The organism is Aurantimonas sp. E1-2-R+4, assembly GCF_036549515.1.
Taxonomy (GTDB): Bacteria; Pseudomonadota; Alphaproteobacteria; order Rhizobiales; family Rhizobiaceae; genus Aurantimonas; species Aurantimonas coralicida_A.
Window position 1 is genome coordinate 16,143 of record NZ_JAZHLK010000003.1, and the last position, 21,977, is coordinate 38,119.

The following is a 21,977-nucleotide window of genomic DNA, read 5'->3' on the forward strand; positions in this document are numbered from 1 at the left end:
ACGCCGTCGAAATGTTCCGCGACGCCGAACGACAGGGGGACCCATGCCGGAATCGCGGCCGACCACAGGCCGACCGCAACGGATCGCAAAGCTTGCCGCCGCGAACCGCACCTTGCCGGCGCGCCGATGGGCGCGTTCGCTCGCCCCAGGGTTCATTCCGGTCCTCACCGCCGGCTGTGCCGGTCCGCAATCGACATTCGAAGCCGCCGGAACCGAAGCCGCCAACGTCGCGACCCTGTTCTGGGTCATGCTCGCCGGGGCTGTCGTCATCTGGCTGCTCGTCATCGGCCTCTCGGTCTACGCGACCAGGGTCAATCCCGCGGCTCACAGCGAAGCGACCGGAATCCGGCTGATCATCTGGGGTGGTGCCGTCGTCCCCACCATCGTCTTGGCCGCCCTCTTGAGTTGGGGCCTCACCATGATGCCGGAACTTCGGCGCGAAGCGGACGGGCCAAAGATCGCGGTCTCCGGCGAGCGCTTCTGGTGGCGTATCGCCTACGGCGTCGAAGGCGAACCGGGCGTCGCCAAGAGCCTGCCTGCCGGCGGCGTCGAGAGTGCCAACGAACTCTGGCTGCCGGTCGGCCGCCGCTCCGAAATTCTCCTCGGCAGCCCGGACGTGATCCATTCCTTCTGGGTGCCGGCCATCGCCGGCAAGACCGACGCCATTCCCGGCAGGGTCAACCGGCTGGTGCTCGAGCCGACCCGCGAGGGCGTCTACAACGGCGTCTGCGCCGAATTCTGCGGTGACGCCCACGCCCAGATGGGATTTCGCGTCGTCGTCGTCTCGGGGGCCAATTACACCCACTATGTCGAGGCCCAGAGCCAGCCGGCCGCCGTCACCGAGGGCGAGGGCGCCGAGCGGTTCGTCGAACGCGGCTGCGGCGCCTGCCATACGGTGCGCGGCACGCCGGCCGACGGCGCCGTCGGGCCGGACCTGACCCATATCGCCTCGCGGAAAACCATCGGCGCGGGTCTGCTTGAGACAACGCCGGCGAATATCGCCGCCTTCATCCGCTCCCCCGCCCATCTCAAGCCGGGAGCCGAAATGCCCGCCTTCGCCATGCTGCCCGAAGCCGAGATCACCGCCATCGCCAACTGGCTGGGGGCGCTGCGATGAGCGAGACCGCGTTCGGCAAGCCTGGCGTGACCGGCGCCACCCATCAGGACCAGGAGGACGCGGCCGTCCGCCGCGCCCAGGAGGAGCGACTGATCGAGGTCTGGAAGGCGCCGAAAGGCTGGCGCTACTGGTCGGCGGTGAACAACACCGAGGTGGGGATCTGGTACACCGCCACCGCCTTCGCCTTCTTACTGTTCGCGGGCGTTCTCGGCCTGATGATCCGCGTGCAGCTCGCCGTTCCGGACAACGACTTCCTGTCGGCCAGTTTCTACAATCAGGTCTACACGCTGCACGGCACGGTGATGATGTTCCTGTTCGCCGTGCCGATCTTCGAGGCGGTGGCGATCGTCATCCTGCCGCAGATGCTGGGCGCGCGCGACCTGCCGTTTCCGCGCCTTTCGGCCTTCGGCTATTGGTGCTTCCTCATCGGCGGAGTGTTCGTCACCGGCTCGATCTTCTTCGACGCGGCGCCCGCCAGCGGCTGGTTCATGTATCCGCCGCTGACGACGCAGGAGCGCTTCACGCCGGGATATGGTCCCGACATCTGGCTGCTCGGCCTCTCCTTCATCGAGGTCGCCTCGATCGCCGCGGCGGTGGAGCTGATCGTCGGCACGCTGAAATGCCGGCCGCCCGGCATGCGGCTCAATCTGATGCCGCTCTATGCCTGGTATGTGCTCGTCGTCGCCGGCATGATCCTGTTCGCATTCCCGCCGCTGATCGCCGGCGACATCCTGTTCGAGCTGGAGCGCCTGTTCGGCTGGCCGTTCTTCGACCCCGAGCGCGGCGGCGACCCGATGCTGTGGCAACACCTGTTCTGGATCTTCGGACACCCTGAGGTCTACATCGTCTTTCTGCCGGCGATCGCGCTTCTGGCGATGATCGTTCCGACCTTCGCGCGGCGCCCGATCCTCGGCTATTCCTGGATCGTGCTCGCCGCTGTCGGCACCGGCTTTCTGTCGTTCGGCCTGTGGGTCCACCACATGTTCACCACCGGCCTCCCCGCGATCTCGCTCGGCTTCTTCTCGGCCGCGTCCGAGGCGGTGGCGATCCCGACCGGCGTCCAGATCTTCGTGTTCCTGGCGACGCTCCTGACCGGCCGGGTGATCTATCGGGTGCCGATGCTGTTCGTCTCCGGGGCGCTGGCGATCTTCGTCCTTGGCGGCCTCACGGGCGTCATGGTCGCGCTCGCGCCCTTCGACTGGCAGGCCCACGACACCTATTTCATCGTCGGACACCTCCATTACGTCTTGATCGGCGGCATGCTGTTTCCGGTCGTTGCCGGCATCTACTATTTCTGGCCGATGCTGTCGGGACGAAAGCTGTCCGACGGCCTTGGCAAGATCGCCTTCTGGCTGATGTTCGTCGGCTTCAACGTCGCCTTCCTGCCGATGCACTGGTCGGGGCTGATGGGCATGCCCCGCCGCATCTGGACCTATCCCGTCGACCTCGGGCTCGACATTCCCAATCTGATCTCCTCGGTCGGCGCCTTCGTCTTTGCCGCCGGCTTCCTCGTCGTCGTCTTCGACGTGCTGCGGCCAAGCCGCCATCTGCCGCGTGCCGAGCGCAATGTCTGGAACGCCGGCACGCTGGAATGGCTGGCCGAGACCGAGGACAAGGGCTGGGGGGTGCGCTCGATCCCGCTCGTCACGACCCGCTATCCGCTGTGGGAGCAGCCGAACTTCATGGAAGACGTCGACATGGGACGCTTCTACATGCCGGACGCCGAGGAGATGCAGCGCGAGACGATGGTGACCGGCGTCCTCGACGCGACGCCGGAACAGTGCCTGCGGGTTCCCGGCCCGACCTTCATGACCATGTGGGCGGCGATCTTCCTCGGCGCGGTGTTCATCTTCGCGACCTTCCACTGGTGGCTGGCGACCATCGCGGCGATGGTGCTGGCGACCGCCGCGATTCTCGTCTGGCTGTGGCGCGGCACCGCCATCATCCCGGAGAAACCGGACAAGGATGTGGGCCGCGGGCTGACGCTGCCGCTTTATCTTTCCGGCCCGAAATCGGTCGGCTGGTGGGCGATGTTCATCACCATGGTCGGCGACGGCACCGCCTTCCTGTCGCTGGTGTTCGGTTATTTTTTCTTTTTTACCATCCACGAAAACTTTCCGCCGGCCGGTATCGAGGGGCCGGGGTTGGTCTGGCCGTTGATCGCGCTGGCGCTGTTTGCAGGCGGGTGGATCGCCGCCCGCCTGGCGCTCAGAATCAACCGCGCCGGTTCGGTCGGCATGGCGCGGGCGCTCATGGGCGGCGGCGCCTTGCTGGCCCTTGGCGGCGGAGCGGCTCTCGTCTGGGCACCGTACGTCACCGGTCTCGATCCGGTCACCCACGTCTATCCGGCGACGGTCTGGGTGCTGGTCATATGGACAGCGGTCCACGGCGCCGTCGGCGCACTGATGCTCGGCTATTGCCTGGCGCGATCGCTCGCCGGCCGGCTGACGCCGGTCTACGACATCGATATCGCCAATGTCGCGCTCTACTGGCACTTCATGGCGGCCACTGCGTTGATCACCGTTGCGACCATCGCGCTCTTCCCGCTGGCGGTCTGAGGAGAGGGCGATGAACACCAACCGACAGACCCGCGACAATCTCTGGACGCTGATCACCCCGCCGACGGTCTGGGCGCTGCACTTCCTCGTCTCCTACGTACTCGCGGCCTATGCATGCGCGCCGAATGTCCAGGTTTTCGAGACCATCGGCGGCGCCCGCATCGCCATCGCGATCGTGACGCTCCTTGCGCTGGTGCTGATCGGCCTCGTCTTCCGACGGGCGCTGCACGAATGGCGCACGGAAGGCGGCAGCGGTTTTCACAACGACGAGGATAGCGGGGCGGGGCGCGAGCGGTTTCTGGAGTTCTCCACCGTACTACTCGCCGCGCTGTCCTTCGTCGCGGTGCTCTTCGTTGCCCTGCCGGTGCTGATCAACGCGGACTGCCGATGAGAACCGGCGCGCCCATTCTTGCCGACTATGGTCCGGCCATGACCCCGGCGGCATCCAAGTGGCCGGGTATCACGCGGTTCTGGCCACTGGTCGCCGGCGTCCTCCTGCTGACGCTTTTGTGGTTCGGGCCGCTGCCGGAGAGCGCCCGAGGCTCCTTCGCTGCCCATATGGCGCTGCATATGGGCCTCGTCGTCCTCGCCGCGCCGCTGCTCGCGCTCGGCCTGGCGCGCGCCTTTCCCGGTTTGATCGCCGGGCTTTCTCCGGCTGTCGCCATCGCCGCCTCGCTGGTCGAGTTCGTCGCGGTCTGGGCCTGGCACGCGCCGGCGTTGCACGACGCGGCGCGCGTCGACGCATCGATCTTCGTCCTCGAACAGGCCTCGTTCCTTGCCGCCGGCATCCTTCTGTGGGCCAGCGCCATCGGGGCGGCGGGCGCCGGCCGGCCGGCCGCGCGCGCCGCCGGCGTCGTCGCCCTTCTCGTCACCTCGATGCATATGACGCTGCTCGGCGCCCTGCTCTTGCTGGCGCCGCGCCCGCTCTATGCCTGCGCCGAACTCTGTTCCCCCGCCGCCGCGCTGACGCCGCTGGGCGACCAGCAGTTCGGCGGCGTTTTGATGTTACTCGTCGGCGGCGCGGCCTATCTGACAGGCGGACTGGCGCTTCTCGCCTCGATCCTGCGCGAGCAAACGCCCAGCGGTGGGACCGGCTGATGCGGATCGATTTCATCCTCACCTGGAAGAAGCTTCTCCTCGCCGCTGTCGGCGCCGTCGCGCTGGCCTTCGCCGTCAGCCTTTCCGGCATGGTCTCCATCGCGGCGTCCACGGGACATTTCGCGCCGGTCGGCTGGTTCTTGAACTGGACCATGCGCAACACCGTCGCGCGCCAGTCATTGACCATTTCCGTTCCCGAGAACATCGACCTCGACGATCCGGCGCTCGTGCAACGCGCGGCGGGGCATTTCGCCACAGGTTGCGCCCCCTGCCATGGCGCCCCCGGCGTGCCGCAATCGCCGGTCTCCCTGTCGATGACGCCGCATCCGCCGCGGCTCGCCGAAAGGGTCGGCGACTGGAAAGACCGCGAGCTGTTCTGGATCGCCAAATACGGCATCAAATATTCGGGTATGCCCGCCTGGGTGACCCAGGAGCGGGACGACGAGGTCTGGGCGCAGGTCGCCTTCCTGCGCGCGCTTCCCGAGATGACGGCCGAGCGCTACGCCGAGCTCGCCCTCGGCGGCAAACGCGGCGATGAAAAGCTGCAAGCCGGCGGCGAGGCGACGGCCGGGCTCGACGGCATCTTCGCGAACGCACTGGCGGATTGCGCGCGGTGCCACGGGCGCGACGGCCTCGGCCAAGGCGAGAAAGACGCCGCCGGCGCCTTCCCGATCATCGCCGGTCAGCCTGAAGCCTATCTTCTGGCAACGCTCAGGGCCTATTCGGAAGGCTTCCGCCATTCCGGCCTGATGCAGCCGCCGGCCAAGCGCTATGACAAGGCGACACTGGCCGCGCTGGCCGAATGGTATGCTGGCAAGCCAGTGAAGCGCGGTTCCGATGAGCCGAGGGAGAGCCCCGCCCGGGCCGGTCAGGTCGCCGAGGCCGAAACGGAACCGGCAAGCACGCCCGCCGATGGCGTTCCGGCGCAGATATTTCCGCCCGACACGCGCAGCGGAAACGCCGTCGTCTCCACCGCGACGGCCGGAGGCCTCCCGGAAGACGCGGCGGCCATGCGCGATCTCGGACGAAAGATTGCCCTGGAGGGCCTTCCGGCCCGCAAGATTCCCTCCTGCGAGAGCTGCCACGGCGCCGAGGGACGGGCGAAGAACCCGCTTTACCCCTATCTCGGCGGCCAGCCGGAATGGTACGCGCGGACACATCTGGAACTATGGAAGGACGGCGTCCGCGGTGGTACGCAATTCTCGCACCTGATGACGCCGATCGCGGTCAACATGACCGATGAACAGATCGCTGCGGTCGCCGCGTGGTATGCCGCCCAGCCGGTCGGCCGTTGAGCGGGCGACGACGCATGAACGACAACCGAGAGAGCCTTGATGGATAGCAGCGCCGACGCACAGTCCTGGGAAACATCGATGGCGCCGGGCCTCGACGTCGTCGAGGCGATCGCGATCAAGGCCTATGCCGAACTTCCCGATGAGTTCCGGGCGCTCTCCGGCGAGATTCGTTTCTACGTCGCGGACTTTCCCGACGACGACGTGGTCCGCGAGATGGAGTTGCAAAGCCCCTTCGACATTCTCGGCCTGTTCGAGGGCCGCGGGATCGGGGATATCGACAGCCCGGTCACCGGAGAGATGCCGAACCGCATTCTTTTATATCGCCGGCCCATCCTGGATTATTGGGCCGAGCACGAGGAAACCCTGGGTACCCTTGTCTCGCATGTGCTGATCCACGAGATCGGCCACCATTTCGGCCTGTCGGACGACGACATGGAAGCGCTCGAGGCAAGCGTGACCTGAACCGCCCGTTATCGCTTCGTCTTGAACGTCGCCCGGTTTTGCCGCCACCGCAGGAGGGCCAGCACAGCCAGGCTGACGAGGACGATCGTCAGGGTGAGCGGAAAGGCCATCGCCACGACGGCAAGGACGGCGATCACGGCAAAGGCGGCAAGGCCGACAAGCGCACAGCCGATCCCGTAACCAATGGCGGATTCCAGCGATGGCCTCATGCTGCGGCGGCGCAGTCTTCGCACATGGCATAGCCGTGACGCATTGGCCTCACCGGCGCGCCTACTGTTCGCCGAGCTTCATCGCCGGGTCGTAATCCTTGCCCGCGACGGTCTTCACCACGGCCTGGCCGCAGCGCATCGTGCCCATCGCCGCGTCATAGGCGTAGGTCGGCGAGCCATGCAGCTCCCAACCCTTGGACAGCGCCAGCGACACCTTGTGGCAGAAGGCGGAATCGTCCGGCCCCGACAGGAAGCGGTAGAGCTTCATCGCGCCGCCTCCCGTTCGGCAATCGCGTCGCGCATCGCCAAGAGGATTTGCGCCTGCTTGAGATGCAGCCGCTCGACCATGCGTCCCTCGATCTGCAGCACGCCCTTGTCGGCGTTTTCCGGTGCGGCGAAGGTCTCGACGATCCGCTCAGCCCAAGTGACGGCGGCGGGATCGGGCGAGTAAGCGGTGTTGGCGGCCGCGATCTGCGAGGGATGGATCAGCGTCTTGCCGTCGAAGCCCATCCGTCGCCCCGTCGCGCATTCGGCGGCAAAGCCCGCCTCATCACGGAAATTGGCATAGGGACCATCGAGCACAGCCATCCCATAGGCTTTCGCCGCCACCATGATCTGCATGATCCAGGGCATCAGTTCGGCCCGGTCGGGGCCGGGCTGAATGCCCGTCGATAGGGCGATGTCGTAGGGGCCAACCATAAGGGCCGTCACTCGCGTGTCAGATCCCGCGGCGGCGAGATCGCCGACATCGAGGATGCCGAGCGGCGTCTCGATCATCGCCCACAGCTTCACGCTGTCCGGCACCCCAGCCTCTGTCAGCGTTTTGGCGGCCTGCCGCAGCGTCTCGACCGTCTCGACCTTGGGAAGCAGGACGGCGTCGACGCCGGCTTTCGCCGCCATCCGCAGGTCGTCGGCGCCCCATTGCGTGTCGAGCGCGTTGACCCGGATGATACGCTCACCGGCGAAACCGTCCGCGCCAAGATGGGCCGCCAGTCTGTCGCGGGCCGCCTGCTTCTCCCGCGGACCGGCGGAATCCTCCAGATCGTAGATCAGCGCGTCGGCGGCAAGGCCGCCGGATTTTTCCAGCGCGCGCGCATTCGCGGCGGGGACAAACAGAAGCGAGCGGCGGGGGCGCAATGATGTCATCATGGCGAAACTCATCGCCGATTCAGACGAAACAGGCAATCGCCGCCGCTGCAAAACGCGTCGGAGTTTGCGACCGAGCGCCGAAATGCTATTCCACCGCGCAACGATGTGCCGCCGTGACGAAGGAAGACCGTGATGCAGAAGTTCGACCAATTGACCGGGATCGCCGCCCCCTTGCCGATCGTCAATGTCGATACGGACATGATCATCCCGAAGGATTATCTGAAGACGATCCTGCGCACTGGCCTCGGCACGGGTCTGTTTGCCGAGCCGCGCTACAATGAGGATGGATCGGAAAACCCCAATTTCGTGCTCAACAAGCCCGCCTATCGCAACGCCGAGATCCTGGTGGCAGGCGACAATTTCGGCTGCGGCTCGTCGCGCGAGCACGCGCCCTGGGCGCTCTTGGACTTCGGCATCCGCTGCGTGATTTCCACGTCCTTCGCCGACATCTTCTACAACAACTGCTTCAAGAACGGCATCCTGCCGATCCGCGTCGCGCCGGAACAACTCGATCTTTTGATGGACGACGCCGAGCGCGGCGCCAATGCGCGCCTCACCATCGATCTGGAGACCCAGACGATCGCCGGGCCTGACGGCGGCGAAATCTCCTTCGAGATCGACCCGTTCCGCAAGCATTGCCTTCTCAACGGTCTCGACGATATTGGCCTGACCATGGAGAAGGCGGGTTCGATCGCCAGCTACGAGACCGCGCTGGCCGAGCGCCGCCCCTGGGCCTGAGGTGGACGGTGACCGGTTGGCTGGATTGAACCGGGCGTCTTTGTCGAAACGATCGCAAGGTCAAAACGCCATGAATGCGACGAACCGCCGCCTCATCTCCACCGGCTCTCCGTTCGAAAAGCAGGCCGGCTATTCCCGCGCCGTCGCGGTCGGCGACTGGTGCTTCGTCGCCGGCACGACCGGCTACGACTATACATCGATGGAAATGCCCGACAGCGCCGCCGAGCAGGCGGAAAACGTGCTGCGCACCATCGACGCGGCCTTGCGCGAGGCGGGTTACCTTCGCCGACATCGTGCGTATCAACTATAGCGTCACCGACGCCGCGCTGGCCTCCGAGGTCTTCGCGGTGACCGGCCGCTGGCTCGCGGACATCCGCCCTGCCGCGACGATGATCGTCGCGGGCCTGCTGCGGCCGGAGATGAAGGTCGAGATCGAGGCGACGGCCTTTCGCGGCTAGCCCGGCCCGATCCACTAGCCCTCGATCGTCATCTCCGGATGGAAGGCGTGGGCGACGAAGGCGAAGGTGATGTCGTGGACCGCCGGCTTGCCGTCCGGTCCGCTGACGCTGACGGTGCCGACCTCCCGGCCCTTGCCGATCTCGCGCGTATCCAGCGCCGAGGCCTGGCCTTCTTCCCAGCTCAGGCGATAACCGCCGCGCTCGAGGTTCTTGGCTTCGCGCAGCTTTCCCAGCGAGACGATGGAGACCGGCTGGTTGCTCCCGGCGGCGCGCACGACCACCACGCGCGCCATCGGCTCGATCCCATCCGGCATCTCGCCGCGATAGAGGAACGGCATCGCCGAGCTGTCGTAGGAAACATAGGGGTTCTGGCCATAGGGCCGGCTCATGCTCGTCGGCGGCGCCAGCACCTTGGCGTCCGGATGGCGTTTGGAAAACGCCTGCCAGGAGACGAGGCCCGAGGGGATGACGTCGAGCGTCTTGCCGGTCATGGCTCCCACAATCCCCGTGCCGGTGAATTGCTGCCACCAGCTTTCCGTCTGCCGGTCGTACATGACGAGGTCGGAATTGCGCAGCTTCCCGGTCGTGCCGAAGTCGAGAACCGTGCCACCGAGCTCGCGCTCGAAGACGATCGCCGCGTTGCAGAGCGGACAATAGGTGACGGCGACGGGAATGCCGGCGACCGTATCGTTGACGATCTCGTGGAACATCAGGATGCTCAAGGGATAGGCCCGGGTCTCGCCACCGACGGTCAGCTGTATTACCGGCTCGCGCGGCTGGAGATTATCCGCCTCTACAGCCGTCACGAAGCGCGGATCGTCGATCGCCGGGATGCCGTCCTTCGGCGGGCCGCCCGAGATGATTTCCGTCAGATCGACCGATTGCTTGGAGAAATCGGTCCGCCAGCCTTCGGCTGTCCACCGCGCGGGATTGGCGCCGGCCAACCCGGTCCAGATCAGCACAGTCAGCGCGACGACAAATGCACCCGTTGCCCACCGAAAATACATTACATCCTCCCGCTCTCGCCCACACGCGGCAATTCTTTTGCGCGATTGTGCGCGTCGGCCGGGGCCCAAGCGAGTCACGCTTTTACGATTCGGCGTGATCGCGGCGCGATTCCCGCCTACGGATCGATCGGCGCGCTCCCGCGTTCTGCGGGCGATTGACGCAGCCGGGGGAGGCGGCGGCCGGAACCAACGCAGGAGCGGACATCATGTGGAACTGGCTGTCGCAAAACACCGCTGTCCTCAGTCTCGGCGTAAGTATCGCGATGCTGATCGTGTGGGTCGTCTATCTGCAATTGCTGCTGAACGGGTATCGGCGCCAGCGCAGTTCCTCGATCCTGATCAGCCGCGGCGCCGGCCACGGCATCCGATCCCGCTGCCTCATCACCAGCATGAGCGCCGAACCGCTCTACATCACAAGCATCATCGCGACCTTGGAAACCGATGCCAAGTCCTATGAATATGCCCTCACCGACCTGCGCGATCTTCCCGAGGACCTTGGCTCAGACCCGCGCTCGTCGATGCGTCAGGGAAGCCTCTCGACGGGGGACTATCTCGATATCGGCCATTTCGACGAACTGGTGAGCCAGTTGGTCGAGACGGATCCCGAATTGTCCAACCTCAGTTCCTGGACCGACTCCGTGACTGGGCTGAATCTGATCGTGGTCGCGCTCTACGGCCCTGATCTCCTTCCGGTCGGCGCATCACGTCGCTTCTCCTTCGTCGAGAATGGCGAGAGGAACCTGCGGATACGTCCCAACAGCTTGACGACGCGGCAGCTTCGTTCCCGTCGACAGGGCAGGCGGCTGATGCGGAAACTGGCCGAGCATTTGTGAGGCGGCGCCTTGACGGTCGTTGGGGGGCAGGCCGCGCGATATGTCAGAAGGCCGCCATCTACTTTACATTCATCCATTCGCATGTATGAATTCGTCCGTCTTAAGGGAGGAAGAACGAATGATAAACAGGTTACTTACCACCGCAATTGCCGCGATTTTCTTGACCGGCGCGGCATTCGCGCAGGAAGAGGAAAGCGGTGACAAGGATTACCGCACCTTCTCCGCCGGCGGAGAGGTCGAATACGGCGCAATCGAGGATTCCTACACGGCCGATCTGGTCATGTATCTCGCCGGCAACCAATTCATGGTCATGGAAGACCTGATCAAGGACTTTCAGTCGAAGAATCCCGAAATTGCGAAAGTCTATGTCGAAACCATCCCGCCGGGGCAAATTCTCAACCAGCAAATTCTGAAGCAGGGTCAGATCCAGGGCAAGGATACGGCGCAGAATCCTGACCTTTACGCCAGCGTCAACCTCGGCCATTTGAAGAAGCTGAAGGCCGCCGATCTGATGGATGCGTATATGGTCTATACGCACAATCGGCTGTCCCTGATGGTCGCCGAGGGCAACCCAAAGGACATCAAGGGGGCGGAGGATCTGGCCCGCGACGACCTGGTGCAGTCCCATCCCAATCCGCAGACCGAGGGTATTTTTCGCTTCTACGGATCGCAGATGCTCAAGGATATGGGCATCCACGAAAAGGTCACCGGAAACGCCGACTGCAAGGGCTGCTGGGCCGTGGAGGGCAAGACCTGGTTCACCGAGCGCCACCATCGCGAGACGCCCGACCGCATCGAAGCCGGTGAGGCGGATGTCGGCATCGTCTGGGAAACCGAAGTGCGCTACGCCAAGGCGGAGGGCCGCAAGATCGACGGCGTCGAGATTCCCGCCTCGCAGAACCAGCAGGACAAGGTCGCCTATGCCATCGGCACGCTGACCAACGCCCGCAATCCCGACAACGCCGAGACGTTCCTCGATTATCTGCGCTCCGATGAGGCGCAGGCGATCTATGAGAGCTACGGCTTCGTGCGCGCCAGCAAGGACGAGTTGGCGTCGAAACCGATCCCGGCGGGCTGAGCCGCTCCGGTTCCCATACGCAGTTGTCCCGGGCTGCTTCGCCGATAGCGAAGTGGCCCGGTGCCGCCGCCCATTTGCCTGGTCCCGGCTCCTCGCCGTTCACCCCTCGCCTTCTGCAAAAGTCGGGTTTGACGCTCGGTCAAAGCGCCGCGCCGCCATCCCGGAGCTTGTCATCGTCCGCGCTTGCGACTTAACTGCGGGACAGGGCCCGACGCGCAACTATGGACGGACATCGCATGTGCCAGCTCTTCGCCGGAATCCCGACCAAGAATTATGATAGCGAGACGCGATCCGTCCGCCTTTCCGGCCATGCGACATCGATCCGGCTGGAAGCCGCCTTCTGGCATGTGCTGGAGGAACTGGCAGCGGATCAGGCGATACCGCTGTCGAAGTTTCTGACGACGCTGCACGACGAGGTGTCGGAGTTGCGCGGCGAGGCACGCAACTTCACCTCGCTCCTGCGCTGCGCCTGCCTGCTGCATCTCGAAAGCATGGCGACACGGCGGGCCGATGCCAAGACGGGCGAAATTCGGCGTCCCGCTGAGCGTCCTCAGGATTTCCGCATCGCGGTCTGACGGCCGACTTCCGCCCCGCAGGCCACGATTTTCGGTGTGCTATCATCATACTACCCGCAGCACGAAATCTGCGTCTAAGCTCGTCATGAACTGGCGGGTCGAGCCGGCTCTGGGAGGAATATCGTAGTCGCCGCGTGGCGATTGACGCGCGTTTTCACGCCCTCAGCCGACTGCATCCGCCGCATGAATTCCGACGCCGCCATCTGGCGCGTCGCAACCATGACGAGGGTGGCTTGGCCAAGACAATTCACACGATGCTGCGGGTGCTCGACGAAGCGCGCTCGGTCGCGTTCTACGACAAGGCTTTCGGCCTGAAAGTCGCCGATCGCTACGATTTCGACTCCTTCACGCTTGTCTATCTCGCCAATCAGGAGAGCGAGCACGAGGTCGAACTGACGATCAACAAGGGCGAGACGACGCCCTACGATCTCGGCAACGGCTACGGCCACGTCGCCGTCTCGGTCGGCGATCTCGGCGCCGAGCACGAGCGCATGCGCGCGGCTGGACTGGCGCCCAAGGACATCAAGGAAATTTCACACCAAGGCATGAAGCTCGGCCGCTTCTTCTTCATCGATGATCCGGACGGCTACAAGATCGAGGTACTGGAACGGGGCGGGCGCTTCCAATAGCGCCGCGCGCTCCTGGCGCGGCCCAGCGGGAGAATGGGACGAGTCGAGACAGACGAACCAAGCCATCGGGAGGAACCAAAATGGCAGAGGTAATGGGGCGCGCCGCGCCAAACCGGCGCGGCTTTCTGAAAGGCGGAGCCGGACTTCTGGCCATGACGATCATGCCATCGGGTCTGATCGTCGGGCAGGCCTGGAGTCAGATGCCGCAGGCGACGAAGCCGGAGACCTTCGCGACCCTCGTCCAGATGTCGCGGGACACCTATCCGCACGCCATGATCGAGGACAAATATTACGCGGTCGCCGTCGACATTCTCGATCAGGCGGCCCGCGCCTCGAAAGGCGATCTCGCGATGCTCGAGGACGGCGTCGCCAAGTTGAACGATGCTGCCCGAACCAAGCACGAAACGGACTACGCGGCGGTGGTGAGCGATGACGATCGTACCGCGATCCTGAAGGAGATGGAGAGCGATCCGTTTTTCCAGAAGGTGCGCTCCAACCTCGTCGTCGGGCTCTACAACCAGAAGGAGCTTTGGCCGATGTTCGGCTATGAGGGCGCCTCGGCCGACAAGGGCGGCTACATCGAGCGCGGCTTTGACGACATCGACTGGCTCTGAGAGCCGCGCCGGGAAACAGATCCAGCATTCGACAATGGGAGTTCGATGCGCCGCGAGGAGGCGATGGCATCGAGAACTCCGGGAGGAAACGCAACATGCCCGCACCTTATGATCTCAATGACGACAGCGTGGCCGTCATCGTCGGCTCGGGAGCCGGCGGCGGCACCCTCGGTACCCAGCTCGCGCTCAAGGGGATCGATACCGTCATCCTCGAAGCCGGCTCGCGCCACGAGACCGAGGACTTCATCAACGACGAGTGGGATTCCTTCGGCCAGCTCGCGTGGAAGGACAAGCGCACGACTTCCGGCGACTGGCAGGTCGCCAAGGATTTTCCGAACCTTCCGGCCTGGATCGTCAAGGCCGTCGGCGGTTCTACCACCCACTGGGCCGGAGCCTCGCTGCGCATTCAGGAGCACGAGTTCAAGACGCTGACCAATTACGGCGCGATCGAGGGCGCCAACCTTCTCGACTGGCCGATCGACCTGAAGGAGATGGAGCCCTGGTACGCCATGGCCGAGGACCGGATGGGCGTCACCCGCACCAACGGCATCCCGGGCCTGCCGGGCAACAACAACTTCAAGGTGCTGGAAGCCGGCGCCAAGAAGATCGGCTACAAGGAAGTCCACACCGGCCGCATGGCCATCAACTCCGAGCCGCGCGACGATCGTGCCTCATGCCTGCAGATCGGTTTCTGCTTCCAGGGCTGCAAATCCGGCGCCAAATGGTCGACCCTCGTTTCCGAGATACCCAAGGGCGAGGAAACCGGCCGGCTCGAAGTCCGCCCGGACAGCCAAGTCCTCAGGATCGAGCACGACGCCTCCGGCAAGGTCACCGGCGTCGTCTATGCCGACAAGGACGGCAAGGAGCACGTGCAGAAGGCCCGGATCGTCGCCGTCGCCGGCAATTCGATCGAGAGCCCGCGGCTGCTCCTCAACTCGCAATCCTCGATGTTTCCCGACGGGCTCGCCAATTCCTCAGGCCAGGTCGGACGCAACTACATGCGCCACACGACCGGGTCGGTCTACGCCACCTTCGACAAGCCGGTGCACATGTACCGGGGCACGACCATGGCCGGAATCGTCCAGGACGAGGCCAGGCACGACACCTCGCGCGGCTTTGCCGGCGGCTATGAGTTCGAGACGCTGTCGCTCGGGCTGCCCTTCATGGCGGCCTTTCTCAACCCCGGCAAATGGGGGCGCGATTTCTCCAGCGCCATGGACGAATACCGCAACATGGCGGGCCTGTGGATCGTCGGCGAGGACATGCCGCGCGAGGATAACCGGATCACCCTGTCGGACAGCGACAAGGACGCTTTCGGCATGCCGGTCGCCAACGTCAATTTCGACGATCATCCCAACGACACCGCGATGCGCAACCACGCCTACCAGCAGGGCTCGGCGATCTACGACGCGGTTGGAGCCGTGCGCACCATCCACACCCCGCCCTACCCCTCGACCCACAATCTGGGGACCAACCGGATGAGCGAGAAGCCTGAGGATGGCGTCGTCAATCGCTTCGGCCAGACCCACGACATCCCCAACCTGTTCGTATCCGACGGCTCGCAATTCACCACGGGCGCGGCCGAGAACCCGACCCTGACGATCGTCGCGCTGGCCTTGCGTCAGGCCGACCACATCGCCGGGCGGATGGCTTCCGGGGAGCTTTGAGCGGACCGGACGCGCGAGGGAGCCAACCACGGCCGGCTCTCTCGCCTCCCAACCGCGACGGTTGCGGCGAACGCGACATCCACTATCCGTCAGTCAATACCCGCGGCCCGACCATCCCCCCATAGGTGGCACCCAAGACCGCGCCATAAATGACATGCAGAATGAGCGTCATGACGGGAGCCATGATTCCGAGCTGCAGGCCGAACAGCCCCTGTCCCGCCGCGGGCATGACCAGCACCATCATGGCCAGCCAGGCGCCGATGCCGAAGACGATGCCGCGCAGCCATTGGGTGTCGCCCGGAATGGCGAGATTGATCCAGGCGATAGCGGCCGACATGCCCGTTATACCGGCGATCATCCGGATGACGTCGAGTTGCGACATCAGCCCCATCGTGCCCTTCATCACCATCAGGATCGAGAGCAGAACCGTTGCCACGAGGCCGGCCGCCATTCCCTTGCCGATACGAATCATAATGCTGTCCCGCCTGTGTTCGGTCCAAATCGCTGGGATCGAGACATGCGGGGTTGGCCGAGGATAGAACAATCAAAACATCTCAAATCGACGTGACGCCAATTCCCGGCATTTGCCCACACTCCAGGGAAGGTTCCGTCCCGGTCATCGGCCGGCTGTCCCTGGCACGACTTTCGTGTAAATCCCTCGCCGACTGTATTTATACGACGGAGGACACCGCATCATGACCACCAAGCTCCTGCTGCTTCCCGGCGACGGCATCGGCCTCGAAACGATGGCGGAAGTCGTAAAGCTCGTCGCCGTGATGAACGAAGCGACCAACGCGGGTTTCGAGACCGAAACCGCACTCGTCGGCGGCTCGGCCTATGACGATTGCGGCAAGCCGGTGTCGGATGCGACCATGGATCTGGCGATGCAAGCCGACGCGATCCTGTTCGGCGCGGTCGGCGGGTCGAAATGGGACGGCGTCGCCTACGATCTGCGGCCGGAGGCGGGGCTGTTGCGCCTGCGCAAGGACATGGAACTGTTCGCCAATCTGCGCCCGGCGATCTGCTATCCGGCGCTGGCCGGCTCCTCCTCGCTGAAGCGCGAGGTGATCGAGGGGCTCGACATTTTGATCGTGCGCGAGTTGACCGGCGGCGTCTATTTCGGCGAGCCGAAGGAAATCATCGATCTCGGCAATGGCCAGAAACGCGCCATCGACACCCAGGTTTACGAAACCTATGAAATCGAGCGCATCGCCCGCGCCGCCTTCGACCTCGCCCGGACCCGCCGCGGCAAGGTGACGTCGATGGAAAAGCGCAATGTGATGAAGTCGGGGCTCTACTGGAACGAGGTGGTCACGCGCATCCACCGGGACGAATATGCCGACCTGGAGCTGGAACACATGCTGGCCGACTCCGGCGGTATGCAGCTGGTGCGCGCGCCCAAGCAGTTCGACGTCATCGTCACCGACAATCTCTTCGGGGACATGCTGTCGGACATCGCGGCGATGCTGACCGGTTCGCTCGGCATGTTGCCCTCGGCCTCGCTCGGCGCCGTCGACGCCAAGACCGGCAAGCGGCGCGCGCTCTACGAGCCGGTCCACGGCTCGGCACCCGATATCGCCGGCCAGGGCATCGCCAACCCGCTGGCGATGATCGCCTCTCTCGCGATGTGCCTGCGCTATTCCTTCGCGATGATTGCAGAGGCCGACGCGCTGGAGGCCGCGGTTGCCGAGGTGCTCGGCAGCGGCATCCGCACCGGCGACATCATGTCCGACGGTTGCCGGAAGGTCGGCACGGCGGAAATGGGAGACGCGGTGCGCGACAGTTTCCGAAAGAAGCTCGCCGCCTGAGCCGGCCATGCAACCACTTGGCTGCATCAGTCATTGTATCCTCAATCAGTCGAAGGAGAGCACGATGATTAGAGGTATCCTGAAAGCCGTTTTTGTCGGCTGGGTCGCCAAGAAGTTCCTGGGCCGCGACAGCGAGCCCAAGCGCGATCCGCGTCGGGTCTAGCTTTCGTTCCCGTCACACGGATCGCGGGCCGTCGGCCGACTCTGCCCGGTGCGTCCCCGAAATGAATGGCCGGCCCTCCGAAAGGGGGCTGGCCTTTTTTCGTTCTGGCGGCCCGATTGACAAGCGGGGTGTCTCCGCGCATATCGCAGACCATGTTCGCGCGCTCCACGATCAAAACGTCGATTATCTGACGCCGTCTGCCCCGCTTGTCTCCCCCGGGGCGGTAGACGAGCGTGCAATGATCAGACGGGGAGAGCGAAGGATTGTATCCCATGGGTTACAAGGTTGCCATCGTCGGCGCCACCGGCAATGTCGGACGCGAAATGCTGAGCATCCTCGCCGAACGCGGTTTTCCCGCGGACGAGGTCGTGGCGCTGGCTTCGCGCCGTAGCCTCGGAACCGAGGTCTCCTTCGGCGACAAGACGCTGAAGACGAAGCCGCTCGACCAGTACGACTTTACTGGAACCGACATCTGCCTGATGTCGGCCGGCGGCAACGTGTCCAAGGAATGGTCACCGAAGATCGCGGCTAAGGGCTGCGTCGTCATCGATAATTCCTCGGCCTTCCGCTACGATCCCGACGTGCCGCTCATCGTTCCGGAAGTGAACGCCGACGCCATCACGGGTTTCACCAAGAAGAACATCATCGCCAACCCGAACTGCTCGACCGCGCAACTCGTCGTCGCGTTGAAGCCGCTGCACGACCACGCCAGGATCAAGCGTATCGTCGTGTCCACCTACCAGTCGGTATCAGGCGCCGGCAAGAACGGCATGGACGAGCTGTTCACCCAGAGCCGCGCGGTGTTCGTCGCCGACGAAATTGAGCGCAAGACGTTCACCAAGCGCATTGCCTTCAACGTCATTCCGCATATCGACGTCTTCATGGAGGACGGTTCCACCAAGGAAGAGTGGAAGGTGATGGTCGAAACCAAGAAGATGCTCGACCCGAAGATCAAGGTCACCTGCACGGCCGTGCGCGTTCCGGTCTTCATCGGCCATTCCGAGGCGGTGAACATCGAGTTCGAGAACCCGATCACCGCCGACGAGGCGCGCGCGATCCTGCGTGAGGCGCCGGGCTGTCTGGTGATCGACAAGCACGAGGACGGCGGCTACATCACGCCGTATGAATCGGCCGGCGAGGACGCCACCTACATTTCCCGCATCCGCGAGGACCAGACGCTGGAGAACGGGCTGAACATCTGGATCGTCTCCGACAACCTGCGCAAGGGCGCGGCGTTGAACACCGTTCAGATCGCCGAACTGCTGATCAATCGCGGCCTTCTGGAAAAGCAGCGGGCGGCCTGAGCCAGCCCAAATCAGAGGACGGCCGGTGTGGCTTTGCGAGGCCGGCCTTTCTTTATGGGGAATGCCACAGGGACGCGGACGCTCTGTCCGTTGCCTGTGGGTAACGCTGGAATGGAATTGCGGCGGCTATCTGATCAGCCGTATTTCAGTCACTTGTAGCAACTAACGCCGACGGCGAATGGACACGAAGCGGGCCGTGAAGGCCCCGAAGCCAACACTGGATATCGCTCATGAAAAAGCTCGCCCTCGTCCTTGCGCTGACCACCGCCGTCGCCGGTTGCACGACCGACCCGTATACGGGTGAAGCCAAGCTCTCCAACACCGTCGGCGGCGCCGGCATCGGCGCAGGTGTCGGCGCGCTCGGCGGCTATCTCGTCGGCGAGGCGACGGGCGCCGATTCGGGCCGCGCCGCGCTGATCGGCGCCGGCGTCGGCGTGCTGGCGGGCGGCGGTATCGGTGCCTACATGGATTCGCAGGAAGACAAGCTTCGCCGGCAGCTCCAGGGTACCGGCGTCTCCGTCACCCGGGCCGGCGATCGCATCATCCTCAACATGCCGTCGAACATCACCTTCCCGAGCGACCAGGCGTCGATCCTGCCGGCCTTCTATCCGACGCTCAGCTCCGTCGCGCTGGTCCTGCAAGAGTTCGACAAGTCGATCGTCGACGTCTACGGCCACACCGACAGTCAGGGCTCTGACGCCTACAATCTGCAGCTGTCGCAGCAGCGTGCCACCTCGGTCAGCCAGTTCCTGGCAAGCCAGGGTGTCAACCCGCGCCGCCTGAACACCCAGGGCTTCGGCGAAAGCCAGCCGGTCGCCACCAACGACTCCGAGCAGGGCCGAGCCAAGAACCGCCGCGTCGAGATCGCGATCTCGCCGCTGCGGGCCGGCTAATACCGCAAAAAACGGCCGATACACGCGATGAGGGCCGCGCTCCGACGGGAGCGTGGCCCTCATACTATTCTTGACCGGTCAAGCGCCGGCCGGAGGTTCGTCCAACCGCCGGCTCTGCCTCAGTGCAGATTGCGCCCGACCGCGCCGCCGGCGACGGCACCCGCGACGCCGCCTACCACGGCTCCGCCGGTTCCGGCGATCGCGTCACCCAGGACCGCCCCGCCGACACCGCCGACGACGGCGCCGCCGACCGTCTTCTGCGTCGTGGTACAGGCCGAAACACTCATGGTCGCGACGAGGAGTCCGGTTATGGTGGCAAGTCTGATGGTCATGGAAATAGTCTTTCGCTGCGCCGCCGCTCGCGGCGGAATGGATGTCCTTCCGCCGGAAAATTGGAACTCTTGCGAAGGAAGGCAAGACCCGGCTTTCGCCGCCCGCCAGACGCCACCGCGAAAGCGTCGGCGCCTGGCTTCAAGAAGGCCTCGACCGTCGCACCGAAGCCTGTCAAGCTGGGTGGGACAATGGCCTCATGCTTAAATCCCGCTTCCCGGCATCTGACCCGCTCTGCCACGAAGACCCGGCAGTGCAACGACAAGAATCGCGGAGCGGGACCGAAACAGCGCCTCCGCGGCGCATCCGAGGAAAGTGGGACTGATGAAACTCGCAACGCTCAAGGATGGCCGCCGCGACGGGCGACTCGTCGTCGTGTCCCGCGACCTGACCCAAATGACCGACGCCTCGTTCCTCGCGCCCAGCCTGCAGCGGGCGCTCGACGACTGGGCGCGCGTCGCCCCGCATCTGCAAGCGCTCGCCGACAGCCTCGAGCGCGGTTCGGTACCGGTCGAGCGGTTTCACGAGCACGACGCCATGAGCCCATTGCCCCGCGCGTTTCAGTTCGCGACCGGTTCGGCCTACGGCAGCCACCTTGAATTGATACGCAAGGCCGGCGGCGCCGAGATGGCGGAGGCCACCCGGAGCGACCCGCCGATCCAGCAAGGCGGCTCGGATGCCTTCCTCGGTCCGCGCGATCCAATCCCGCTCGCCGACGAGGCCTTTGGCCTCGACATGGGGGGTGGGATCGCGGTGATCCTCGGCGACGTGGCGATGGGCGCGAGCGTCGATGAGGCGCGCGCCGCGATCCGTCTGGTCATGCTGATCAACGACGTCTGGTTGCGCGGCATGATCCCGGCGGAAGGCGACGACGGTTTCGCCGTCTTCCAGTCGAAGCCGCCCGCAGCCTTCTCGCCGGTCGCGGTGACCCCCGACGAACTCGGCGATGCCTGGGATGGGGACAAGCTGCATCTGCCGCTTGCGGTGGACTACAATGGCAAACCGTTTGGCCGGGCCAATGCCGGTATCGACATGAGCGTCGATTTTCCGACATTGATCGCCCATGCAGCCAGGACGCGGCCACTCTCGGCTGGCACGATCATCGGCTCGGGAACCGTTTCCAACAAGCGCGGCGACGGACCCGGTAAATCGATCGCGGATGGCGGCGTCGGCTATGCGTGCCTGGCGGAAACGCGCGCCGTCGAAACGATCGCCGGCGGTGCGCCGGAAACACCGTTCCTGCACTTTGGGGACACCGTGCGCATCGAGATGCTCGACGATAAACACCGGTCGATCTTCGGCGCCATTGAGCAGCCGGTCACGCGATATGAGCAGCCTAGATCGTGAACGACATCGTCCTTTTCGACTACTGGCGATCCTCCGCGAGCTACCGGGTGCGCATCGCACTGAACCTTTTGGGACTGCCATTCCGCGCGATCCCGGTCGACCTGCCGCTGGCACAGCACCGGGAATCCGAACATTTGGCGCGCAATCCGCAAGGGTTGGTCCCCACGATCGAAATCGGTGGCGAAACGCTGACCCAATCGCTGGCGATCATCGAATATCTGCACGAGACCAACCCCGACAGCCTGTTGCTGCCAGCCGATCCGCGCGGCCGGGCGCGGGTGCGACAGCTTTCCCACATGGTCGCCATGGATATCCATCCGGTCTGCAATTCCAGCGTCGTTACACGGGTGGTAGAGCTGGCAGGCGGCAACGACGAGCGGCGGCAGGCCTGGATGCAGGAATTCATCACCAGGGGTCTCGACGCACTGGAGACGGTAGTGGGAAGCGAGGCCTCCGGGCGATGCTGCCATGGCGACGACCCGACCATGGCCGACTGTTGCCTGGTGCCGCAGCTTTATAACGCCCGCCGTTGGGGATGCGATACCGCCCGCTGGCCACGTCTCCTGGCGATCGACGCGGTCTGCGCCGAGTTGGAGGCCTTTCGAGCCGCTCATCCCGACAGGATCAGGGCTCCGTCGCAATAAT

Annotated in this window: 24 protein-coding genes and 1 pseudogene; 19 read left to right on the top strand and 6 right to left on the bottom strand. The window is 64.7% G+C overall.

The features are described 5' to 3' along the window. Window positions 1-43 precede the first annotated feature (43 nt). From coxB to VQ045_RS02230, 6 genes are read left to right on the top strand one after another with little or no spacing between them, the layout of a single operon-like run. Window positions 44-1,117, top strand: a complete 1,074-nt coding sequence (coxB, locus tag VQ045_RS02205; protein ID WP_331829013.1) for a cytochrome c oxidase subunit II — start codon at window positions 44-46, stop codon at window positions 1,115-1,117. Further along, window positions 1,114-3,675, top strand: coding sequence for a cytochrome c oxidase subunit I (gene ctaD / locus VQ045_RS02210; protein ID WP_327650947.1), 2,562 nt, complete (start codon window positions 1,114-1,116; stop codon window positions 3,673-3,675). Before coxB ends, ctaD begins: the two co-directional genes overlap by 4 nt. Window positions 3,676-3,685: 10 nt before the next feature. Beyond that, window positions 3,686-4,066 carry a hypothetical protein gene (locus tag VQ045_RS02215; protein ID WP_327624264.1) on the top strand — a complete coding sequence of 127 codons (381 nt, stop codon included), beginning with the start codon at window positions 3,686-3,688 and terminating at the stop codon, window positions 4,064-4,066. Next, window positions 4,063-4,773 carry a cytochrome c oxidase assembly protein gene (locus VQ045_RS02220; protein ID WP_327646908.1) on the top strand — a complete coding sequence of 237 codons (711 nt, stop codon included), beginning with the start codon at window positions 4,063-4,065 and terminating at the stop codon, window positions 4,771-4,773. Before VQ045_RS02215 ends, VQ045_RS02220 begins: the two co-directional genes overlap by 4 nt. Next, entirely contained in the window at window positions 4,773-6,068 is a 1,296-nt protein-coding gene (locus VQ045_RS02225) for a c-type cytochrome (protein WP_327646909.1), read from the top strand. Before VQ045_RS02220 ends, VQ045_RS02225 begins: the two co-directional genes overlap by 1 nt. A gap of 39 nt (window positions 6,069-6,107) precedes the next feature. Next, window positions 6,108-6,530, top strand: coding sequence for a metallopeptidase family protein (locus VQ045_RS02230; protein WP_327624261.1), 423 nt, complete (start codon window positions 6,108-6,110; stop codon window positions 6,528-6,530). Window positions 6,531-6,538: 8 nt separating this feature from the next. Here VQ045_RS02230 and VQ045_RS02235 read toward each other — a convergent pair whose 3' ends face one another. The 3 genes from VQ045_RS02235 to VQ045_RS02245 form a co-directional block, all read right to left on the bottom strand. Beyond that, window positions 6,539-6,739, bottom strand: coding sequence for a hypothetical protein (locus VQ045_RS02235; RefSeq protein ID WP_327646910.1), 201 nt, complete (start codon window positions 6,737-6,739; stop codon window positions 6,539-6,541). Window positions 6,740-6,800: 61 nt separating this feature from the next. Next, a complete protein-coding gene (locus tag VQ045_RS02240; RefSeq protein WP_327646911.1) occupies window positions 6,801-7,007 on the bottom strand; it encodes a DUF1737 domain-containing protein in 207 nt (68 codons plus the stop codon). Then, complete coding sequence (locus tag VQ045_RS02245; RefSeq protein WP_331829014.1) at window positions 7,004-7,888, bottom strand: HpcH/HpaI aldolase/citrate lyase family protein; 885 nt, start codon at window positions 7,886-7,888, stop codon at window positions 7,004-7,006. Before VQ045_RS02245 ends, VQ045_RS02240 begins: the two co-directional genes overlap by 4 nt. 132 nt (window positions 7,889-8,020) lie before the next feature. On the opposite strand from VQ045_RS02245, the gene leuD reads away from it, so the two are divergent. Beyond that, entirely contained in the window at window positions 8,021-8,626 is a 606-nt protein-coding gene (leuD, locus tag VQ045_RS02250; RefSeq protein WP_331829015.1) for a 3-isopropylmalate dehydratase small subunit, read from the top strand. Between the two features lie 70 nt (window positions 8,627-8,696). Beyond that, window positions 8,697-9,084, top strand: a pseudogene (locus VQ045_RS02255) (RidA family protein). A gap of 14 nt (window positions 9,085-9,098) precedes the next feature. Here VQ045_RS02255 and VQ045_RS02260 read toward each other — a convergent pair. Then, entirely contained in the window at window positions 9,099-10,091 is a 993-nt protein-coding gene (locus tag VQ045_RS02260) for a DUF3179 domain-containing protein (RefSeq protein WP_331829016.1), read from the bottom strand. A gap of 206 nt (window positions 10,092-10,297) precedes the next feature. On the opposite strand from VQ045_RS02260, the gene VQ045_RS02265 reads away from it, so the two are divergent. The 6 genes from VQ045_RS02265 (at window position 10,298) to VQ045_RS02290 (ending at window position 15,487) form a co-directional block, all read left to right on the top strand. Continuing rightward, window positions 10,298-10,924 carry a hypothetical protein gene (locus VQ045_RS02265; RefSeq protein WP_331829017.1) on the top strand — a complete coding sequence of 209 codons (627 nt, stop codon included), beginning with the start codon at window positions 10,298-10,300 and terminating at the stop codon, window positions 10,922-10,924. A 118-nt stretch (window positions 10,925-11,042) separates the two neighbouring features. After that, the gene (locus VQ045_RS02270; RefSeq protein ID WP_331829018.1) at window positions 11,043-12,002 is read left to right on the top strand and encodes a molybdate ABC transporter substrate-binding protein; all 960 of its coding nucleotides are present in this window, start codon (window positions 11,043-11,045) and stop codon (window positions 12,000-12,002) included. A gap of 236 nt (window positions 12,003-12,238) precedes the next feature. Beyond that, window positions 12,239-12,577: a ribbon-helix-helix domain-containing protein gene (locus tag VQ045_RS02275; RefSeq protein WP_331829019.1), complete on the top strand. Its 339-nt coding sequence runs from the start codon at window positions 12,239-12,241 to the stop codon at window positions 12,575-12,577. Window positions 12,578-12,810: 233 nt separating this feature from the next. Beyond that, window positions 12,811-13,206, top strand: a complete 396-nt coding sequence (locus VQ045_RS02280) for a VOC family protein (RefSeq protein WP_331829020.1) — start codon at window positions 12,811-12,813, stop codon at window positions 13,204-13,206. 80 nt (window positions 13,207-13,286) lie between these two features. Next, window positions 13,287-13,820: a gluconate 2-dehydrogenase subunit 3 family protein gene (locus VQ045_RS02285; protein WP_331829021.1), complete on the top strand. Its 534-nt coding sequence runs from the start codon at window positions 13,287-13,289 to the stop codon at window positions 13,818-13,820. A 95-nt stretch (window positions 13,821-13,915) separates the two neighbouring features. Continuing rightward, window positions 13,916-15,487, top strand: a complete 1,572-nt coding sequence (locus VQ045_RS02290; RefSeq protein WP_331829022.1) for a GMC family oxidoreductase — start codon at window positions 13,916-13,918, stop codon at window positions 15,485-15,487. An 82-nt stretch (window positions 15,488-15,569) separates the two neighbouring features. Here the strand turns inward: VQ045_RS02290 and VQ045_RS02295 are convergent, their stop codons facing one another. Next, window positions 15,570-15,959 (bottom strand): DUF6789 family protein, encoded by a 390-nt coding sequence (locus VQ045_RS02295; protein ID WP_331829023.1) that lies wholly within the window; start codon window positions 15,957-15,959, stop codon window positions 15,570-15,572. A 223-nt stretch (window positions 15,960-16,182) separates the two neighbouring features. On the opposite strand from VQ045_RS02295, the gene leuB reads away from it, so the two are divergent. From leuB to VQ045_RS02310, 3 genes are all read left to right on the top strand, one after another. Continuing rightward, a complete protein-coding gene (gene leuB / locus VQ045_RS02300; RefSeq protein WP_327646919.1) occupies window positions 16,183-17,295 on the top strand; it encodes a 3-isopropylmalate dehydrogenase in 1,113 nt (370 codons plus the stop codon). Between the two features lie 435 nt (window positions 17,296-17,730). Then, entirely contained in the window at window positions 17,731-18,762 is a 1,032-nt protein-coding gene (locus VQ045_RS02305; protein WP_331829024.1) for an aspartate-semialdehyde dehydrogenase, read from the top strand. A 230-nt stretch (window positions 18,763-18,992) separates the two neighbouring features. After that, entirely contained in the window at window positions 18,993-19,655 is a 663-nt protein-coding gene (locus VQ045_RS02310) for an OmpA family protein (protein ID WP_327624246.1), read from the top strand. 119 nt (window positions 19,656-19,774) lie between these two features. Here VQ045_RS02310 and VQ045_RS02315 read toward each other — a convergent pair whose 3' ends face one another. After that, the gene (locus VQ045_RS02315) at window positions 19,775-19,987 is read right to left on the bottom strand and encodes a hypothetical protein (RefSeq protein WP_331829025.1); all 213 of its coding nucleotides are present in this window, start codon (window positions 19,985-19,987) and stop codon (window positions 19,775-19,777) included. Between the two features lie 322 nt (window positions 19,988-20,309). Between VQ045_RS02315 and VQ045_RS02320 the strand changes: the two genes are divergently transcribed. Further along, window positions 20,310-21,332, top strand: a complete 1,023-nt coding sequence (locus tag VQ045_RS02320) for a fumarylacetoacetate hydrolase family protein (protein WP_331829026.1) — start codon at window positions 20,310-20,312, stop codon at window positions 21,330-21,332. Beyond that, the gene (gene maiA / locus VQ045_RS02325; protein WP_331829096.1) at window positions 21,326-21,976 is read left to right on the top strand and encodes a maleylacetoacetate isomerase; all 651 of its coding nucleotides are present in this window, start codon (window positions 21,326-21,328) and stop codon (window positions 21,974-21,976) included. The genes VQ045_RS02320 and maiA overlap by 7 nt, the downstream gene beginning before the upstream one ends. The last annotated feature ends 1 nt before the right edge of the window (window position 21,977 follow it).

Bases quoted from the DNA above. Each gene is read 5' to 3' on its own strand.
- coxB (WP_331829013.1), top strand. From the start codon at position 44: ATGCCGGAATCGCGGCCGACCACAGGCCGACCGCAACGGATCGCAAAG.
- ctaD (WP_327650947.1), top strand. From the start codon at position 1,114: ATGAGCGAGACCGCGTTCGGCAAGCCTGGCGTGACCGGCGCCACCCAT.
- VQ045_RS02215 (WP_327624264.1), top strand. From the start codon at position 3,686: ATGAACACCAACCGACAGACCCGCGACAATCTCTGGACGCTGATCACC.
- VQ045_RS02220 (WP_327646908.1), top strand. From the start codon at position 4,063: ATGAGAACCGGCGCGCCCATTCTTGCCGACTATGGTCCGGCCATGACC.
- VQ045_RS02225 (WP_327646909.1), top strand. From the start codon at position 4,773: ATGCGGATCGATTTCATCCTCACCTGGAAGAAGCTTCTCCTCGCCGCT.
- VQ045_RS02230 (WP_327624261.1), top strand. From the start codon at position 6,108: ATGGATAGCAGCGCCGACGCACAGTCCTGGGAAACATCGATGGCGCCG.
- VQ045_RS02235 (WP_327646910.1), bottom strand. From the start codon at position 6,739: ATGAGGCCATCGCTGGAATCCGCCATTGGTTACGGGATCGGCTGTGCG.
- VQ045_RS02240 (WP_327646911.1), bottom strand. From the start codon at position 7,007: ATGAAGCTCTACCGCTTCCTGTCGGGGCCGGACGATTCCGCCTTCTGC.
- VQ045_RS02245 (WP_331829014.1), bottom strand. From the start codon at position 7,888: ATGATGACATCATTGCGCCCCCGCCGCTCGCTTCTGTTTGTCCCCGCC.
- leuD (WP_331829015.1), top strand. From the start codon at position 8,021: ATGCAGAAGTTCGACCAATTGACCGGGATCGCCGCCCCCTTGCCGATC.
- VQ045_RS02260 (WP_331829016.1), bottom strand. From the start codon at position 10,091: ATGTATTTTCGGTGGGCAACGGGTGCATTTGTCGTCGCGCTGACTGTG.
- VQ045_RS02265 (WP_331829017.1), top strand. From the start codon at position 10,298: ATGTGGAACTGGCTGTCGCAAAACACCGCTGTCCTCAGTCTCGGCGTA.
- VQ045_RS02270 (WP_331829018.1), top strand. From the start codon at position 11,043: ATGATAAACAGGTTACTTACCACCGCAATTGCCGCGATTTTCTTGACC.
- VQ045_RS02275 (WP_331829019.1), top strand. From the start codon at position 12,239: ATGTGCCAGCTCTTCGCCGGAATCCCGACCAAGAATTATGATAGCGAG.
- VQ045_RS02285 (WP_331829021.1), top strand. From the start codon at position 13,287: ATGGCAGAGGTAATGGGGCGCGCCGCGCCAAACCGGCGCGGCTTTCTG.
- VQ045_RS02290 (WP_331829022.1), top strand. From the start codon at position 13,916: ATGCCCGCACCTTATGATCTCAATGACGACAGCGTGGCCGTCATCGTC.
- VQ045_RS02295 (WP_331829023.1), bottom strand. From the start codon at position 15,959: ATGATTCGTATCGGCAAGGGAATGGCGGCCGGCCTCGTGGCAACGGTT.
- leuB (WP_327646919.1), top strand. From the start codon at position 16,183: ATGACCACCAAGCTCCTGCTGCTTCCCGGCGACGGCATCGGCCTCGAA.
- VQ045_RS02305 (WP_331829024.1), top strand. From the start codon at position 17,731: ATGGGTTACAAGGTTGCCATCGTCGGCGCCACCGGCAATGTCGGACGC.
- VQ045_RS02310 (WP_327624246.1), top strand. From the start codon at position 18,993: ATGAAAAAGCTCGCCCTCGTCCTTGCGCTGACCACCGCCGTCGCCGGT.
- VQ045_RS02315 (WP_331829025.1), bottom strand. From the start codon at position 19,987: ATGACCATCAGACTTGCCACCATAACCGGACTCCTCGTCGCGACCATG.
- VQ045_RS02320 (WP_331829026.1), top strand. From the start codon at position 20,310: ATGAAACTCGCAACGCTCAAGGATGGCCGCCGCGACGGGCGACTCGTC.